Source organism: Bacillus sp. DB-2, assembly GCF_003315125.1.
In the GTDB taxonomy this organism is placed as follows: domain Bacteria; phylum Bacillota; class Bacilli; order Bacillales; family Bacillaceae_G; genus Bacillus_A; species Bacillus_A mycoides.
Genome location: NZ_QNRN01000018.1, coordinates 40,007 through 56,505, shown reverse-complemented (window position 1 = coordinate 56,505; position 16,499 = coordinate 40,007). Strand labels below are relative to the sequence as shown.

Below are 16,499 nucleotides of genomic sequence, written 5' to 3'. Positions count from 1 at the left end.
ACCTCATAATTTAGCAGGAATAAAAGAGTCAAGTTTGTGCCGTGAAATTTTGATTGGTGATGACTAATAATCAGTGAGGGATAAATCCCCCACTGATTAAAATTCCACTTTATTATTTCTCATTTGGTGTGTATATCATTTGCTTTCCATTATTATAAATTAAAGCTGATTTTGCTTTTATTTTCGTTTTTTCTATTTCCACATCATCATTAGAGAAATTCACAATAATTTTAATCTCTTTTCCATAAGAAGCAGATTGTACTAACTTATCTTCTGACAAATATGCAAAGTTCGTCATTTCTTCTTTTACTGCCTTTTCATGAACATCATTCCAAACTTTCAGATGCTCTGTAATTTCTTTTTTATGCTTATTCCACTCTACTTCATCTAAATGGTACAACGGAGGAACATTATACAATAACTCATATAACATACGATTTCCAACCTCGTCCTTTACCTTCAAACTTCCCCATTCCCAGTGGTGCGTTGTAATAACCGAATCATTGTATACTAGTTTATATAATGGCACCGAATATACTGAATTTAAATATACTTGCTTATATTCTTCTTTTAACGGTACTTGTTTTGCATATTTTTCTGGAACATTTTGATTTGGTGACCAATATCCACCGACATAATACGGGCTTGTTTTATTTTTTCTCATATCTTCATCGTCCCACTTAATAACTGGTGTTTCAATTCCATGAGCAAATGCAATCGTACTACTTGCAAAATCATTTCCGCCCTCAGAGCCAACTACCATACCTTTTTCTTGTGCAATATAATCCATTCGTTTTAATCGTGCTTGTAAATCTTGTTCTTGTGTCGTTACATGTTTTGCCGAATAGTCATCATAAATTTCGCCCGTCGCGTCACAATCAATAAACCATGAATTATATTTAGGGCCATTTTGTAATATATCGTTCATTCGTTCTTTTACACTAGGAAGTGATAATGTCGGATTTAATTTTCGGCCTCTCCCTAAAAACCCTTGCACTTTCTCACCATTTTTCTTCGTTACAGTGGCTTCTTCATATAACGATGGGTCATTAAAGGAAGCTGTGTTCCAATTTTTATCACCTTTTTCATGAATAGAATGGTAAGAATCATACGGACCAACTAAATATCCCATTTCCTTAGCTTCTGTAACGAAATTAGGCTGCATAAATCCTTGTTCCCAGTTCGGTAGACCAATCCACGCTTTGTCTATCCCTACTTTTTTCATTTCCTTTATTATATCCGTTCCATCTGCTTTACCCCATTTACTTACTTCTTCAACTGCATCACCGAGTACTGACTTTAATAAATGTTTATTTAAGCTATACAGCTCTGTCTTCGATAAGTGATCTACACCTTTCTTTAATAACACACTAGCTTCCTGATTAACTTTCGGGAAAACATCCTCTTTATACAATTCCTTCATAGATAATACTTCGTTTGTATAGCGTAAAATAACATTTTTTTGGTACTTATCGATAAAGTCTTGTTTACTCACCTGCTCAAATACATTCAATTCCCCAGGCTCTGAACTATTCTTTTGAATAAGCTCTTTTATATGGCTAAACACCGGGCTATTTATTTGCTCTCTTAGCTTCGGCCAATTCACGTTACTTTCTGATAAACCATTTTGATTCCAAAAGTAAAAATGAGCTGCCCCGTAAAGTTTTTCGATTTCTTTATTTTTTCTTGCCTTTTCTTGTAATGTTTTAAATTCACCTTTTCGAGCAATATTATCCTTATACAGTTTAGCAATACTTACTGCATCATTATTTGTCACATATAATTGAAATCCGTACGTTTTATTTTTATTTATACTCGGGAATTCATGTGTAAAATCAAACCCTATTTTCGGATCTGAATGAAATTTCAATTCATTATTAAACATATTGTTCGCAATATATACGATTGAATATTTAGAACCATTTAATGCAAAAAACTTCATAGAAAATGATTCAGCAAATGAATATGCATCATCCTTTAAAAACTTCTTCCAATTCTCATCATTACTCGGAATTTGCTTACCTTCCCATAACGGAAGTGTATAATTTTCAGCTTGCACTTTTGGCCATGTGAAACTTTCTGCACCAGTCGATTCCACTTCAATATTTAAGTGGTCTTTTTTCTTTTCTAAATTCACTTTTACTTTTTGATCCGGATATTCCCATGATGTATGATCCTTTTCTTTTTTCAAATTCGACACCTTCATTTTTGGTAACGGTTGTGATGCCTGTTCTTTTACACCATCATGTTCTACAGTTAACGTAAAAGTCTCAGGATTTACATCGTAAGTAAAATCTTTATACGTCGCTTTCTTTATTTTAGACTCTTGTAAAGCATCATTACCTTTTACATCACACCCGACTAAAGTCGAAAATGACAATGTTGTAAGAAGACATATCGCTATCATTTTTTTCATCTTCTGCACCTCCACCAATGAATATACAGGAGGTTTGTTACAGGAATATGGCAAAAAATAATAGAGCTAGCATTATGCTAGCTCTATTATGAGCAAAAAAAATTTACGTATAACTATAATCTGTTTAAAGAAAATATGTAATACAGTGGGACTTTAATCCTTATTTTTTTATTCTCACTAATAATTAGATCAAGCAAATCTAAATTCCATCAAGCTTTCCTTAACTGAAAAAGTAAGTGTATATAATATATCCTACAACTAGCACTAAAATTAATATCCCTGTACCTTTCCAATTCATACCACCTGTCATATCAGCAGGGCTACCTGATTCCGCCCTGTTGAGTCCATCATTCAAAGAACCGGTAGGATTATGTTTCAATTCACTTTGTCTCATGCGTTCTCTTTTTTCTTCTGGTGACTCTTTTGAACTCATATAATCACCTCTAAAATTAATGTTCATTCCGAAAAATCCCCTTTAAAATAGATTCTCCATAACGTAAAGAAAGCTAGCGATGCTAGCTTTCTTTATAATCCAATATGTTCTTCCTTATTTACAGTAGTCCCTTTATGATCAATTTCAAGCTCACATACTTTCATAGCTGCAAATACTCTCGCTAATTGGTCAGCTATTTCTTTACGCTTCTCGTACGGAGTTAAAATAAAAATGGATGGTCCCGCACCACTAAGCGCTGTGCCATATGCTCCAAATTCCTTTGCACATTTACGAATTGATGGTAATAACGGTACAAGTTCTAAACGATATGGCTCGTGGAAATGATCTCGTTCCATCATTTCACCTACAACTTCCCACTTCTTTTGACATAACGCAGCTACTAATACGTTGCTTATCGCACTAGCTTTAACTGCTTCATGAAACGGAAACATCTCTGGTAATACAGATCGGCTTTCATCTGTATTTAGCTCTTCATTTGGAATAAGAGAAATTACGCCTAATTCCTTACTTTCAATCCTTACAACCGAAACATTCTTTCCATCCAGCGCTCCGATTACAGTTCCACCTAAAATAGAAGCAGCAACATTATCTGGATGTCCCTCAAAATTTGTAGCAATTTGAACCTTTTGATCAGTTGTTAAATATAAATTTCCAAGTTGATTCGCAAGCTCTATTCCTGCTACAATCGCTGATGCGCTACTTCCTAGCCCTCTTGTCAGCGGAATATTACTAGTAACTTCTATTATATGGGGTGATAAAGAAGGACATACTTTACATGCCGTGCTAACAATTAAATTTTTATCGTCTTTTGGAATTGAATCGTCAAAAGAATGTATCACTTGCCACTTATCAGCTTCTCCCTTTACACTCACTTCTAAATATAATGACAAAGCTATTCCAACAGAATCAAATCCAGGCCCGACATTCGCTGTACTAGCAGGGACACGTACTCTCAATGGTATCACGACATAATCACCCCTTTAATATGATCTTTAATTTGCTCTATATCATTTGAAACACTTGTAATATCTAATTTATTAGAAGAAATAGCAATATCAGGATCTTTCAAACCGTTTCCAGTTAATACTGCAACAACTGTTTCTCCCTTTTTGATTTTTCCAGATTGAACATGTTTAATTACGCCCGCTAATGAAGCATTTGATCCTGGCTCAGCGAAAACCCCTTCCGTTTTTGCTAATAATCTATACGCATGTAATATTTCCTCATCTGACACCATATCTATTTCACCATGAGACTGTTCGGCTGCCTCTACTGCATACGACCAACTTGCTGGATTACCGATGCGAATCGCTGTTGCAATTGTTTCAGGTTCTTCAATTACATGTCCTTTTACAATTGCCGCCGCTCCTTCCGCTTCAAAGCCGTGAATTCTTGGTTTCTTATAACCTTTTTCTTTCTCGTATTCACAGAAGCCCTTCCAATATGCTGTAATATTCCCTGCATTCCCAACAGGGATAGCTAGAACATCTGGTGCACTTTGCAACTGGTCACAAATTTCAAATGCTGCTGTTTTTTGCCCTTCAATTCGGTACGGATTCACTGAGTTTACTAATGTAATCGGCTCTTCTGCAGCAATATGTCTTACAGCTTTAAGTGCATCATCAAAATTCCCTTCTATTGAAATGATTTCAGCTCCATAGGCGACCGCTTGCGCTAATTTCCCATGCGCAATCTTTCCTTCTGGGATTACGATAATACATTTCATTCCGAGGCGTGCCGCATATGCGGCAGCTGATGCTGATGTATTACCTGTTGATGCACAAATGATTGCCTCCGCCCCTTCTTCCTTCGCCTTTGCAACTGCCATTACCATACCACGGTCTTTAAAAGAACCTGTTGGATTCGCTCCTTCATATTTACCGTATAACTGAATCCCTAATTGTTTTGATATATTTAATAATGGAATAAGAGGTGTGTTCCCTTCCATTAAGCTAACATCAGGTGTGTTTTCATTCACTGGTAAATAAGAAGCATACTGGTTTAATAATCCTTTATACATATTGTTTTTCCTCCTCAATAATGTAGTGGCTGTTTATTTCACTTGCGACAGCTTCTATCGCTCCTAAAACTCGTTCGAATTGATATTTTGAAGTGTGATGTGTCACAACAACGACTTCTGCAAGTTCACGATTCAAAGGTAATTGGATAACTTCTTTTAAACTTACAGAATAACTAACGAAACATTCTGTTATTTTTCGCAACATCCCAGGCTCATCTCGTAATGAAATACGTAAGAAATATTTCGAAACTACTTCTTCATCTCCTTGTAATTCGTACGGTTCTGGTTCTTTTAACACACTTTTATTTTTCGGAACTTGATTCATATTTTTAACGATTGAAATAATATCACTTACTACAGCAGAACCAGTCGGCAACTTCCCAGCTCCAGGTCCGTAAAACATCACTTCTCCTACTGCTTGACCGTGAACATACACCGCATTAAATTCATTATTAACATTTGATAACGGATGATGGTTTGGTAATAAAGTCGGTTCTACACTTAAGTGAATGGATGATCCTTGTTTCTCTGCTTTACCAATTAACTTCATAGTAAATCCTAACTTTTCAGCCATTTGTAAATCTTCTTTTTCGACCTTTCGAATCCCTCTTACTTGCACATCATCTAATGCAACATTCATCGAAAATCCTAAATTTGCAAGAATTGCTACCTTTCTCGCCGCATCTAGCCCATCTACATCCGCTGTCGGATCTGATTCTGCGAAACCCAATTTTTGTGCTTCCTGTAAAGCCTCTTCATACGACCATCCATTTTGACTCATCTTTGTTAACATGTAATTTGTTGTTCCATTTACGATTCCCATTATTTTTTCAATTTGATCTGACGCTAGCCCGTCTGATAATCCTCGTAATATCGGAATCCCACCAGCTACACTCGCTTCGTAACATAAGTCACATTCATTTTTATTTGCTAATTGCAAAAGCTCCGCACCGTATACGGCCATTAAATCTTTATTTGCTGTTACGACATGTTTCTTACTTTGTAAAGCCTTCACAATATGTTCTTTCGCTTCTTCAATTCCGCCCATTACCTCTACTACAATATCAATATTTGAATCATTTAGAACTTCATCAACATTACTTGTTACTACGATTCCATCAATGCAAACATCACGTTCTTTTTCCAAATCACGTACAACGACTGTCTTTACCTTTACTTTACATCCTGTATCAAGAGTAATTTTTTGATAATGTTCTTTCAAAATATGGACAACACCACTTCCGACAGTACCTAATCCTAATAGCCCAACATTAATAACATTATTCATCTTCTAATCTCCTCCTAAAATTTTATTTTTTATCTCTATCAATCACCTTGCTCTGCCATTTTTTCATGCAGGTGGTGGTTATTTCCGTACGTACTAATCGTTTCATGTTACCGCACCTCCTTTCAAAGTAATAAAGTGAAACTTTAATCAGTGGGGATTTTGTCCATTCCTCACTGAGTATTAGTTGAACCAATCGGGCTTTTACGGACAGTTGATCTCCCATCTTACTACCTCGTATCCGCCAAATTTTGAGATGGGAGTCTTACTGACCGTTAATGCGGGATAAAAAAACACACTCATCCCTAGGAAAGGGACGAATGTGTTTTCGTGGTTCCACCCTTGTTCCAACCCAGATTTATTTCCTTCTAGGTTGCTCAAGTTCAGATAACGGCTGATACCGTCAATAATTACTAGATTACTCGTTCACTATTGAAGTTCAAAGGTGGTAAGATCATTTCTCGTGTTAGGAAGCTCACAGCCTTTGGCTTCCCTCTCTGTAAACCGTAAAAATGTTCTCATGTCCTTATCGTTACTTTTTCGTTCATGTTTATTTGTTAACTCATTATACTCGCATAAAAAACAAAATCAATACTATTTTTAAATTATTTTTAATTTTCAATCTAATAACTATAAAAAAACACACTCATCCCTAGGAAAGGGACGAATGTGTTTTCGTGGTTCCACCCTTGTTCCAACCTAGACTTACTTTCTTCTAGATTGCTCAAGTTCAGATAACGGCTGATACCGTCAATAATTACTAGATTACTCGTTCACTATTGAAGTTCAAAGGTGGTAAAATCATTTTTCGTGTTAGGAAACTCACAGCCTTGGCTTCCCTCTCTGTAAACCGTAAAAATCATCTCATGTCCTTATCGTTACTTTTTCGTTCATGTCTATTTGTTAACTTATTATAGTTATGAAAATTTTAAAAAGCAAGCCTATTTTCACTCACTATTTTAAAGATACTTTTTTATTATATTTCACAATAACATTTTACAAAGACTTCTCTTATTACCTATATTTTAAATTTCTAACTTATAAATCAGCAGTTCATATATAAATAATTCATTCTAAAACGAGAAGCCTCCCACTTCCTAAAACTATATTTATAAAATATTTTTAATACAATCTTTTCGTATAACTTTCTTCTAAAGAACGCGCAACATCCTCTTCTGAAGCATTCACTTTCGCATGCTCCATTAACATTTTCGGTGCTGAAGGTAGCTCTGTTTTATTTAACCATGACTCTGGATCCCACACTTTTGAACGAATAAAAGCTTTTGCACAATGAATATAGCATTCTTCTATTTCAACAACAATTCCAAGTAACGGATTACGTCCATTCGCCTGCATTTCTTTCAAAATTTCTTCATCGTTCGTAATATATGCTTTACCGTTTATTCGGAGTGTTTCCCCAAGACCCGGAATAAAAAAGATTAACCCTACGTGCGAATTTGAAATTATATTTAAAATAGAGTCTATACGACGATTACCCGGTCTTTCTGGGATGATAATTTTATTTTCATTTAATACATATACAAATCCAGGTGCGTCTCCCCTCGGCGAAGCATCACACTCTCCGAATTTATTTGCAGTAGATAATACTAGAAAAGGCGATTTAGACAGGAAATCTACACAATGGTGATCAAGTGATGAAATAACTTTTTTCAAAGCCCGTTCACTTGGTTGCCCCAATATTTGTCGTAATTCTTCCTCAGTTGAAATTATTGATTTTATTTCCTTATTCTCTATCTTCACTAATAATCACTCCTTTTTCTTTATTTTCCCAAAATTCAATACAAATATTGTATAATAAAATTTGCAGAAAGGGGAATTAAAATGACAGAGTGGTTAACAATATTTGATCCTGAAAGAAATACACTTGGAAAGAAATTACGTGATGACGTGCATCGTGACGGTGATTGGCACGAAACATTTCATTGCTGGTTTGTAGAAAAAGATGCTGAGGATATGTTCTTATATTTCCAATTACGCTCTAATAATAAAAAAGAAGCTCCGGGTATATGGGATATTACATCCGCCGGACATATTATGCATGATGAAGATGTACTAATTGGCGGTCTACGTGAAATTGAGGAAGAACTGGGTCTTTCCTTCCAAACGAATGATTTAACATACAAAGGAATCTATAAAATAGATTATGAAATTTCAAGCCTTACTGATCGTGAGTTTTGTCATATGTATTTCCACAATGTAATAAAACCACTTCCATTTGCACCAGGTGAAGAAGTAGACGATGTGATGAAAGTACATGCGACTTCTTTTCTACAACTATTAAGAAGAGAGATTTCATCTTTAACGACTAATTCTGTTTTAAACAATAATCCGATAACGATAACATTTGAAGATATTTATCCTTATGATCTTGAATACTATGAATTTGTTATAGTGCAAGGACAAGAATCGCTAAACAAAAATAGTTTATAAAAAAATAGGACTCCCAGCTTACTTTATTCGGGAGTCTTATTTTTTTATTGCTCAAGTATCTTTAATTTTTTCTCTACTCGTATAAATAATCGTATAATTAACAACAGCATAACAATCATAATCGCTATCATTGTATGGGGATATCTAAACAATATACTAATAACACTTCCAATTAACATCATAATAAATCCATTTTGATTCATCACTTCTGCACTATACTTGTTACCCGCATCCCATAATTCCTTATTTTTCATTGATCGTTTCGTACGGTAACCGTATGCTGCGTTAATATCCGTTGGTGGATTTTTTTGAAGAATAAGTGCGGCAAGTATAAATATAATACCAATCAATATGCTTATTCCTATGTTTACTAGTGCATACATCAATCATATCCACCTCCTAACTTACACTTTCATTATACTATACAACTTTACATGTTCCAATTATTAACATTTTCACTTTCTCTCTTTAGATGTCTGGAACATACTTGGAAGTGTTACAAAACGCGCTCCTTTCGTTTTTAACTGTGGAATGATTTTGTCTAGCGCCTCTACTGATCCTTGTAAATGTCCACCTGGAGTTGAATGTTGAAGTATAACACTACCTGGAAATGAATTCCCTAATACATTATTTGTAATTGTATCAGCACTTACACCTTTCCAATCAACCGTATCAACACTCCACTGTACAATCATAAAATTTTGTTCTGTCGCCCACTTCAATTGATTTTCAAGTATTTCACCGTACGGCGGACGTATAAACTTCGGTGCATAACCAGCTAAACGATTTAATATTTCTTCCGTTTTTATAATTTGATTATGGTACTCAGCCTCATTTACTTTCGCTAAATTCGGATGACTATACGTATGATTACCAATTACATGCCCTTCATTAGCGATACGCTTTACTACATTTGGATACCTTTCTGCATTTTCACCAAGCAGGAAAAAAGTAGCTTTTACATTATGTTGTTTTAACTTATCTAAAATTTTTGGCGTAAATACTAAATCTGGTCCATCATCAAATGTAAGAGCCACTTCTGCTTTATTGTATGGTCCTGAAAATGCATACGCATATTTTTCGGCCCACGAAAATGGTGTCCATGACCCTCGATCCTCTTCTTTCATTTCGGCTTCATAATTTTGAGGAACATGTAATGCGTATGGCATCGCATTTACATAGTCTCCATAATAAAATGAATGATATGGCATATAAGCATACGAAATATTGCGTTCTAGCCCCAAAGGAAATGGAACGAACATTTCTGGTGAATAAAAATAATACATGATAAAAACCTCCCTAAAATTTCATATGTGATTCAGCTGCACTTTGTTAGAGAAATTCTTATTCATGAACAAAAATAAGACTGTCCGTAATTAGGACAGTCTTATTGATTTATATACTTAATAAATTACTTTACTATCTTTCGGTAATTTTCTTACATGCTTTAAATAACTCGACACTTTGTCATCGGCATCTTGCGGATATTGATATTCATAAGTGTTAGCAATTTCGTTCGCAACTTTCCTAAATAAATCACCCATTACGAAAAATGAATCCCAAATGTTTTCATATTCTGCATTTGAAAATGTCCTTTTAAACTGCTCCCAGACATCTTTTTCAACATATTGTTCGAAATGCTTTCCAAACTTCCCAGCATTAACTGTAAACTCTGTTTTCATACCGATATGCCACTCTAGCATTACAACCAACATATCTCGTACAGGGCCTTCAAGCATCCCTTTCGCATAAGAAAGTTCCTCGCGCCACAATCCTTTTCCTACATTTGTACTGCACCACCAAAATTCATTACAGCAATCCAAAAACTCTTTTTCTGTAGGCTTTTTTATCGTGTAATCATTATCGTTTGCTGGTGCAAACTCGCCAATACAATTATCTTTATCAAGTAGCAATTTACTTAAACTATCCTGTCCAATAAATTTATTTATTAAATCCCCTGGAACTAGCATTAAATCAATCCGGTTTCCATCCATAAACTGCATTAAATACGGAAATTTCCCGTCTTCATCCGCTGGAACTAACGACATTTCTTCCGGCATTTGCACAATCATTATTTCTCCAAATCTATTAATCCAACTATGATTACACGTAAAAGATTGTATATCTTTTACAACATAAATAATATCATAGTCTTGAAAACAATCTTTTTTCACATTTGGATTCACACGTGACCCATTCATGATGACAGCTCGAATTCTTTCATCCTCTTTTGCTGTATTTATAATTAAGTCTAGCATTTCTTTTTCCGTTCTCATCTACTCACAACCTCCAATTTTTTAATATAACATATAGCGTTATGTATATCGGAGGGCCTCGAGCTAACTGCGTTGTACACGATACACGTTATAATTGTTCAAACATCTTTTTCATTCCACTTATCTCCTTACATCATTCTTTAACGACTGCCATTACAAATCCATCGTATCCTTTACTTCCGACAGTTTGAAGCGCTGTAGCACTTACACGTGGCTCAGCAGCTATTAGCTCATAGAAATGGCGTATCCCTTGTACACGAGGATCGCTACTAGTATTATCAATAACTTCACCTTCACGTACTACGTTATCCCCAATAATTACAGTACCAGGGCGTGATAGTTTCAGTGCCCATTCAAAATAAGCAGGGTTATTTTGTTTATCCGCATCTATGAAAATAAAATCAAATGGTTCATACTTCTCATTTTCTATTTGTTTTAAAGAATCTAACGCTAATCCTAATCGTATTTCAATTCTATCATTCAAATTGGCACGCTCAATATTGCTCCGTGCAATTTCAGCATGCTTTTCACTTGCTTCTAATGTAACAATTCGCCCTCCAGATGGCAATGCTCTTGCAAGCCATATTGTACTATATCCGCCTAGAGTGCCAATTTCTAAAATGTTACGAGCTCCTTGAATTTGTACTAATAGTTGTAAAAACTTCCCTTGAGTTGGCGATACATCATGTGCCGGCAAATTAGCTGAAGCATTTGCTTGAAGAACTTCTTCTAATATAGAATCTTTCGGTATTAATACATCACTCATATATTGATCAACAGCGGTCCATTTCTCAATCGTACTCATGGAAATACCATCCCCTTCAAGTTTTTCATGCTTTTCTACCATTCACTTCTCATTATACCGACAATTCTGCTTTACATACAAAAAAATAAAAAAGGACACCCACTCCATTACAGAATAGATATCCCTTCTTTTGTTTATAAATTTATCCCTTACGGATTAGTAGACCAAAGTCCTGCTGATTTAATAAATGTACGTTTATTTAATTTCAGCTGCGCTACGATAAACTCTGCAATATCTTCCGCTTGCATTACTTTATCAGGGTTTCCATCAGTTAATCCTAAGTCTACAGCCATGTCAGTTGCTACTGTACTTGGAGTTAAAGCTGTTACACGGATATTATGTTTACGAACTTCCATTGCTAACGATTCTGTTAAACCAAGAACACCAAATTTAGAAGCACTATATGCACTTGTTACAGGTGCACCTTTTTGTCCTGCTGTAGATGAAATATTAATAATATCACCAGATTGTTGTTCAATCATACTTGGTAAAGCTGCACGAGTTGCATAGTATACACCCATTAAGTTTACTTGAATGATTTTTTCCCAATCAGCAACGTCTAATTCTAAAAACTTACCGAATTTAGAAATACCAGCGTTATTAATTAAAATATCGATAGATCCTAAACCGTTTTTTAATGTTTCAATTGCAGTAGTTACCTCTTCATATGAAGATACGTCAGCAGTCGCAATAACAGCTTTTACGCCTTCTGCTTCTACTTCTTTCGCAACTGCTTTTAAGTTTTCTTCTGAACGAGCTAAAAGACCAACATTTACGCCTTCTTTCGCTAATGCGATCGCTACAGCGCGACCAATCCCTCTACCTGCTCCTGTAATTAAAGCATTTTTCCCTTGTAATAATTCTGCCAAGTGTAACACTCCTTAATCTTCTCAGTTGTTTATTATATTAAAAGTGTATCTATGTTTATGTAAAAAGGCAATGATGCACTTTTATGTGCGTAGGTTACTTATAGGTAACTATAGTAATGGTAAATGCATTTTTAAAGAAAAATAGTGTTAGAAGGCCTCCTTCTAACACTATTTTTCTTCATGATTTGGAATACGCACAATAAATTCTGTACCATTTCCTTCTACACTCTCAACTTTTATTTTTCCTTGATGAAGGTCGAGTACTTTTTTTACAATTGCTAGACCTAATCCACTTCCTCCATAAGCACGGTTTCGTGAAGAATCCGCTTTATAAAAACGTTCAAAAATATGTTGTTTCTGTTCTTCGGATATACCAATTCCCGTATCATGAATACTTACTTCCAAGAATTCCTTATGTTCTTTTAAATGAATTGTAATCGTGCCACCATTTGGTGTGAATTTAATACTGTTATGAATTAAATTAATCCATACTTGGCTCATACTTTCTTTGTCTGCAGTAACACACACTTTATCCATATCGAGATCTAACTCAAGTCCTTTTTCATCCCAAAGAGGCTCACTATTTAACACAATTTGTTTCAACTGTTGATCTAATCGATAAGTGGCTCTTTCTGGTGAATACTCCTCTGACTCTAAAAGTGTTAGCTTCAATAAATTTTGACTCAATTTAGATAATCGCGTTGTTTCAGTTTCAATAATAGTAAGATAATGTTTTCTTTTTTCAACTGGTAGATTATCATCTTGTAGCGCTCGAGCAAATCCCTTAATAGATGTTAATGGCGACTGTATTTCATGAGAAACATTCGATACAAATTCTTGTCTCATTTTCTCCATTGCATTAAGTTCATCCGTCATATCGTTAATACTTTTTACAAGCACACCAATTTCGCCATCATACTTTTCTTCATTCCGTATTTTTACAGAGAAGTCCCCTTTTGCAATTTTTTGTATCGGTTCAATGATCGTCCAAATCATCGCCTCTCGCTTCGGTCTCATTAAAATCCCGATTAATGTCCAAATAAGAACGATAAAAACAAAGCCGACCATATCACTAATTAGAAAACTAATAAAAGGCGATACGTTTATTTCAAAAGCTTTCATTAGACTAGACGATACAAAAAAGGCTATCGACCAAATTATAGTAAGAAAAGCAAAGAGCGCTACTATCGCCCCTATTACTTTTAACATCTTCATCTTACTCATTCTTTCTCTTTTTCTCATTTACTTACCTCTAAGCGATACCCTAAGCCCCTTATCGTCCTTATACTAAACTTCGATAGCTCTTCTTGAAACTTTTCACGCAACCGATTAATATGAACGTCTAGCGTGCGTTCATTCCCTTCAAAATCATATCCCCATACGTCTTCTATTAATTGCTCTCTTGAACAAGTTCTTCCCGCTTTAGATCCTAATGTAAAGAGCAACTCAAATTCTTTTAGCGGCAGCGTCACCGTTTGTTCTCCGGCGTTAACTTCAAATGTTTTACGATTTAACAGTACATTCCCAACTTGAATAGATTGCGATACTGTAATTTGGTAACGCTTCAATAATGCCTTCACTCTCACAACTAATTCTAAAGGATCAAATGGTTTTACAAGATAATCATCTGTTCCGAGGTGAAATCCTTTTACTTTTTGAGATGTTTCACCTTTAGCAGTCAGCATAAGAATTGGGATATCATAGTATTTTCTTAATTCATAACATAAATCAAACCCATCCATATTTGGCATCATAATATCAAGAATCGCCATATCGACTTTCACTTCTTCTATTTTTCGAAGAGCATCTAATCCATCAACGGCCTCATATGTTTGAAAACCTTCTCGTTCCAAAAATACAGAGACAAGTTCTCTAATGTGCGGATCATCATCTACAATTAAAATTTTGGGTATCAAGGAATCATATCCTTTCTGCTTAACATACTTTTTGGCACTCTAAAATCAACAATCAGTGAAGTGCCCCTTCACTGATTGTTTTCATTCTATAATGCTCCTTCTTTAATTTTCAATTGTTGCATTGCAAATTCACGGTACATGTCATGTGTCCGTAATAACTCATCATGTGAGCCACTTCCTGTAAGATTCCCTTTTTCAATAAAGATAATTTTATCTGCATCTACAACAGTAGAAAGTCTATGCGCAATAACTAAAGTTGTTCTACCTTTCATTAAGTTATTTAACGCCTTCTGAACAACCGATTCCGATTTACTATCAAGACTTGAAGTCGCTTCATCTAACATAAGGATTTGCGGATTTCGTAGTAACGCTCGAGCAATCGCAATTCGTTGTCTTTGCCCTCCAGAAAGCTTCACACCACGCTCTCCAACTTCTGTTGCGTATCCACTTGGTAAATCATGAATAAACGCATCAACATACGCCATCGCTGCTACTTTTTCAATTTCTTCATCCGTCACTTCACCCTCAACACCGTAACAAATATTATCACGAATCGTTCCATCAATTAACGGACTATCTTGTGAAACGTAACCAATTTGACGTCGCCATGATTGTAATGAATATGCTGTAATTGGTTCTTTCCCTAATTTTATGAAACCACTAGTTGGCTCATAAAAACGTTCTAACAGCGAGAATAAAGTTGTTTTTCCGCTACCACTTGGTCCTACAATCGCCGTTACTTTTCCAGATTCAATCGTGAAATCGATATTTTCCAACACTTTCTCTTCTTCGTTATACTCAAAATGTACATTTTCAATAACGATCGACTGCTTCGCATTTGTAACATTCATACCTGTTTCATGATCTTCTACTTCATATTCTAAAATCGTATTAATTCTTTCGGTTGCACCAATTGCTTTTTGGAACTGAGTAAAGAACATAGATAACTGACTCATCGGCATAATAATTTGAACTAAATACAAAATAAATGCTACAAGTTCACCTGTTGTTAATGCACCACTAGAAACTCGCATTCCACCATACCCTACGATAATAACAAGCAATGCCATTAAAACAAACGACATAACAGGTGAAATTAATGCTTGCACTTTTCCTTCTTTCAAACCAAATTGCAATAATTTTTGGATACCTGTATTACCTGTTTCATATTCTTTTTTTTCCGTATTTGAAGATTTTACTAAACGAATTTCTGATAGTACTTGTGTTAATACACTAGTAAAAGAAGCCGTTTCATCTTGAAGTGCTTTTGAAATCTTATACATTTTCCGTCCAAGTGGAACTAAAATTAATACCGATAATGGAATAACCGTTAAAAGTAAAATTGTCATTTTCCAGTCTAAAACAAATAATACAATTAATGACCCAATAATTGAGATACCGCCTGTTAATAAGTTTGACAAATGCTCAGAAATTAATGTTTTAACAACACCTGTATCATTTGTCATACGACTAATTGTATCTCCCGTTCTGTTTTGATCATAATAAGACACTGGTAAAATAAGTACCTTTTTCCACAATCGTTCTCTAAGTCCAGCTACAATTTTTTGTCCAATATAATTCAGTAAATAAATTGACAATCCTGCAGCAATTGTTTGAATAATAAAGAATGCAATTAATCCAACAATTTGTCCCGTACTAATTGAAGAAAGTGAAAAATTATCAACTAAACCTTTTGTCAGCATTGGAATAAACAAACTCGCTCCAGTAGAAAGTAAGCTCATTATTAATGCAAAAATAAGAATGCCTTTCGGTGGATTTGTATCTTGAATGAGACGTAAAAACTGCCTCCAATTCCCTTTTTTCTTTTCTGTATTCCTAACTTCCATTGTCGTTCATCTCCTCGTTATAAACAAAACTATTCTTTCTAAAACTAGAATACGATATAAATGTAAACTGAATGTAAACACACTTTTTTCTAATTTTACAAAATATACATATAAACTCATCTTTACAACAAGTATAAATATCTGATATTATTACCTGGTA

The 16,499-nt window shown here is 34.9% G+C and carries 16 protein-coding genes and 2 other annotated features; of the genes, 1 reads left to right on the top strand and 15 read right to left on the bottom strand.

Translation table 11 applies throughout. The features are described from left to right. Positions 1 to 112: 112 nt before the first annotated feature. The 7 genes from DET63_RS25660 to DET63_RS25630 all read right to left on the bottom strand — a co-directional run bounded on the left by DET63_RS25660 (position 113) and on the right by DET63_RS25630 (position 7,936). Positions 113 to 2,416, bottom strand: a complete 2,304-nt coding sequence (locus DET63_RS25660) for a glycoside hydrolase (protein WP_113938244.1) — start codon at positions 2,414 to 2,416, stop codon at positions 113 to 115. A gap of 220 nt (positions 2,417 to 2,636) precedes the next feature. After that, positions 2,637 to 2,849, bottom strand: coding sequence for a DUF6366 family protein (locus tag DET63_RS25655; RefSeq protein ID WP_002135770.1), 213 nt, complete (start codon positions 2,847 to 2,849; stop codon positions 2,637 to 2,639). 92 nt (positions 2,850 to 2,941) lie between these two features. Then, entirely contained in the window at positions 2,942 to 3,835 is an 894-nt protein-coding gene (gene thrB / locus DET63_RS25650) for a homoserine kinase (protein ID WP_113938243.1), read from the bottom strand. Continuing rightward, positions 3,832 to 4,890, bottom strand: a complete 1,059-nt coding sequence (gene thrC, locus DET63_RS25645; RefSeq protein ID WP_113938242.1) for a threonine synthase — start codon at positions 4,888 to 4,890, stop codon at positions 3,832 to 3,834. Before thrC ends, thrB begins: the two co-directional genes overlap by 4 nt. Next, complete coding sequence (locus DET63_RS25640; protein WP_113938241.1) at positions 4,883 to 6,178, bottom strand: homoserine dehydrogenase; 1,296 nt, start codon at positions 6,176 to 6,178, stop codon at positions 4,883 to 4,885. Before DET63_RS25640 ends, thrC begins: the two co-directional genes overlap by 8 nt. Positions 6,179 to 6,200: 22 nt before the next feature. After that, on the bottom strand, positions 6,201 to 6,401 hold the full coding sequence (locus DET63_RS25635) for a hypothetical protein (protein ID WP_113938240.1): 201 nt from the start codon (positions 6,399 to 6,401) through the stop codon (positions 6,201 to 6,203). Positions 6,402 to 6,484: 83 nt separating this feature from the next. Next, positions 6,485 to 6,717, bottom strand: a binding site (T-box leader). A gap of 114 nt (positions 6,718 to 6,831) precedes the next feature. Further along, positions 6,832 to 7,063: a binding site (T-box leader), on the bottom strand. 234 nt (positions 7,064 to 7,297) lie between these two features. After that, positions 7,298 to 7,936, bottom strand: coding sequence for a pyridoxamine 5'-phosphate oxidase family protein (locus tag DET63_RS25630; RefSeq protein ID WP_113938239.1), 639 nt, complete (start codon positions 7,934 to 7,936; stop codon positions 7,298 to 7,300). Between the two features lie 81 nt (positions 7,937 to 8,017). On the opposite strand from DET63_RS25630, the gene DET63_RS25625 reads away from it, so the two are divergent. Next, complete coding sequence (locus DET63_RS25625; RefSeq protein WP_002086146.1) at positions 8,018 to 8,626, top strand: NUDIX hydrolase; 609 nt, start codon at positions 8,018 to 8,020, stop codon at positions 8,624 to 8,626. Between the two features lie 44 nt (positions 8,627 to 8,670). On the opposite strand, the gene DET63_RS25620 is transcribed toward DET63_RS25625, so the two are convergent. From DET63_RS25620 to DET63_RS25585, 8 genes are all read right to left on the bottom strand, one after another. Continuing rightward, complete coding sequence (locus tag DET63_RS25620) at positions 8,671 to 9,009, bottom strand: SdpI family protein (protein WP_113938238.1); 339 nt, start codon at positions 9,007 to 9,009, stop codon at positions 8,671 to 8,673. 72 nt (positions 9,010 to 9,081) lie between these two features. Continuing rightward, the gene (locus DET63_RS25615; protein ID WP_016094238.1) at positions 9,082 to 9,912 is read right to left on the bottom strand and encodes a peptidoglycan-N-acetylglucosamine deacetylase; all 831 of its coding nucleotides are present in this window, start codon (positions 9,910 to 9,912) and stop codon (positions 9,082 to 9,084) included. A gap of 117 nt (positions 9,913 to 10,029) precedes the next feature. Continuing rightward, positions 10,030 to 10,902 carry an aminoglycoside 6-adenylyltransferase gene (locus DET63_RS25610; RefSeq protein ID WP_113938237.1) on the bottom strand — a complete coding sequence of 291 codons (873 nt, stop codon included), beginning with the start codon at positions 10,900 to 10,902 and terminating at the stop codon, positions 10,030 to 10,032. Between the two features lie 133 nt (positions 10,903 to 11,035). Next, positions 11,036 to 11,707 (bottom strand): O-methyltransferase, encoded by a 672-nt coding sequence (locus DET63_RS25605; protein WP_113938304.1) that lies wholly within the window; start codon positions 11,705 to 11,707, stop codon positions 11,036 to 11,038. Positions 11,708 to 11,856: 149 nt separating this feature from the next. After that, positions 11,857 to 12,576 (bottom strand): 3-ketoacyl-ACP reductase, encoded by a 720-nt coding sequence (locus DET63_RS25600; protein WP_000818985.1) that lies wholly within the window; start codon positions 12,574 to 12,576, stop codon positions 11,857 to 11,859. Positions 12,577 to 12,744: 168 nt separating this feature from the next. After that, a complete protein-coding gene (gene hitS / locus DET63_RS25595) occupies positions 12,745 to 13,818 on the bottom strand; it encodes an envelope stress sensor histidine kinase HitS (RefSeq protein WP_002135757.1) in 1,074 nt (357 codons plus the stop codon). After that, entirely contained in the window at positions 13,815 to 14,492 is a 678-nt protein-coding gene (hitR, locus tag DET63_RS25590; protein WP_085310518.1) for an envelope stress response regulator transcription factor HitR, read from the bottom strand. Before hitR ends, hitS begins: the two co-directional genes overlap by 4 nt. Before the next feature lie 86 nt (positions 14,493 to 14,578). Further along, a complete protein-coding gene (locus tag DET63_RS25585; RefSeq protein WP_113938236.1) occupies positions 14,579 to 16,339 on the bottom strand; it encodes an ABC transporter ATP-binding protein in 1,761 nt (586 codons plus the stop codon). Between the last annotated feature and the right edge of the window lie 160 nt (positions 16,340 to 16,499).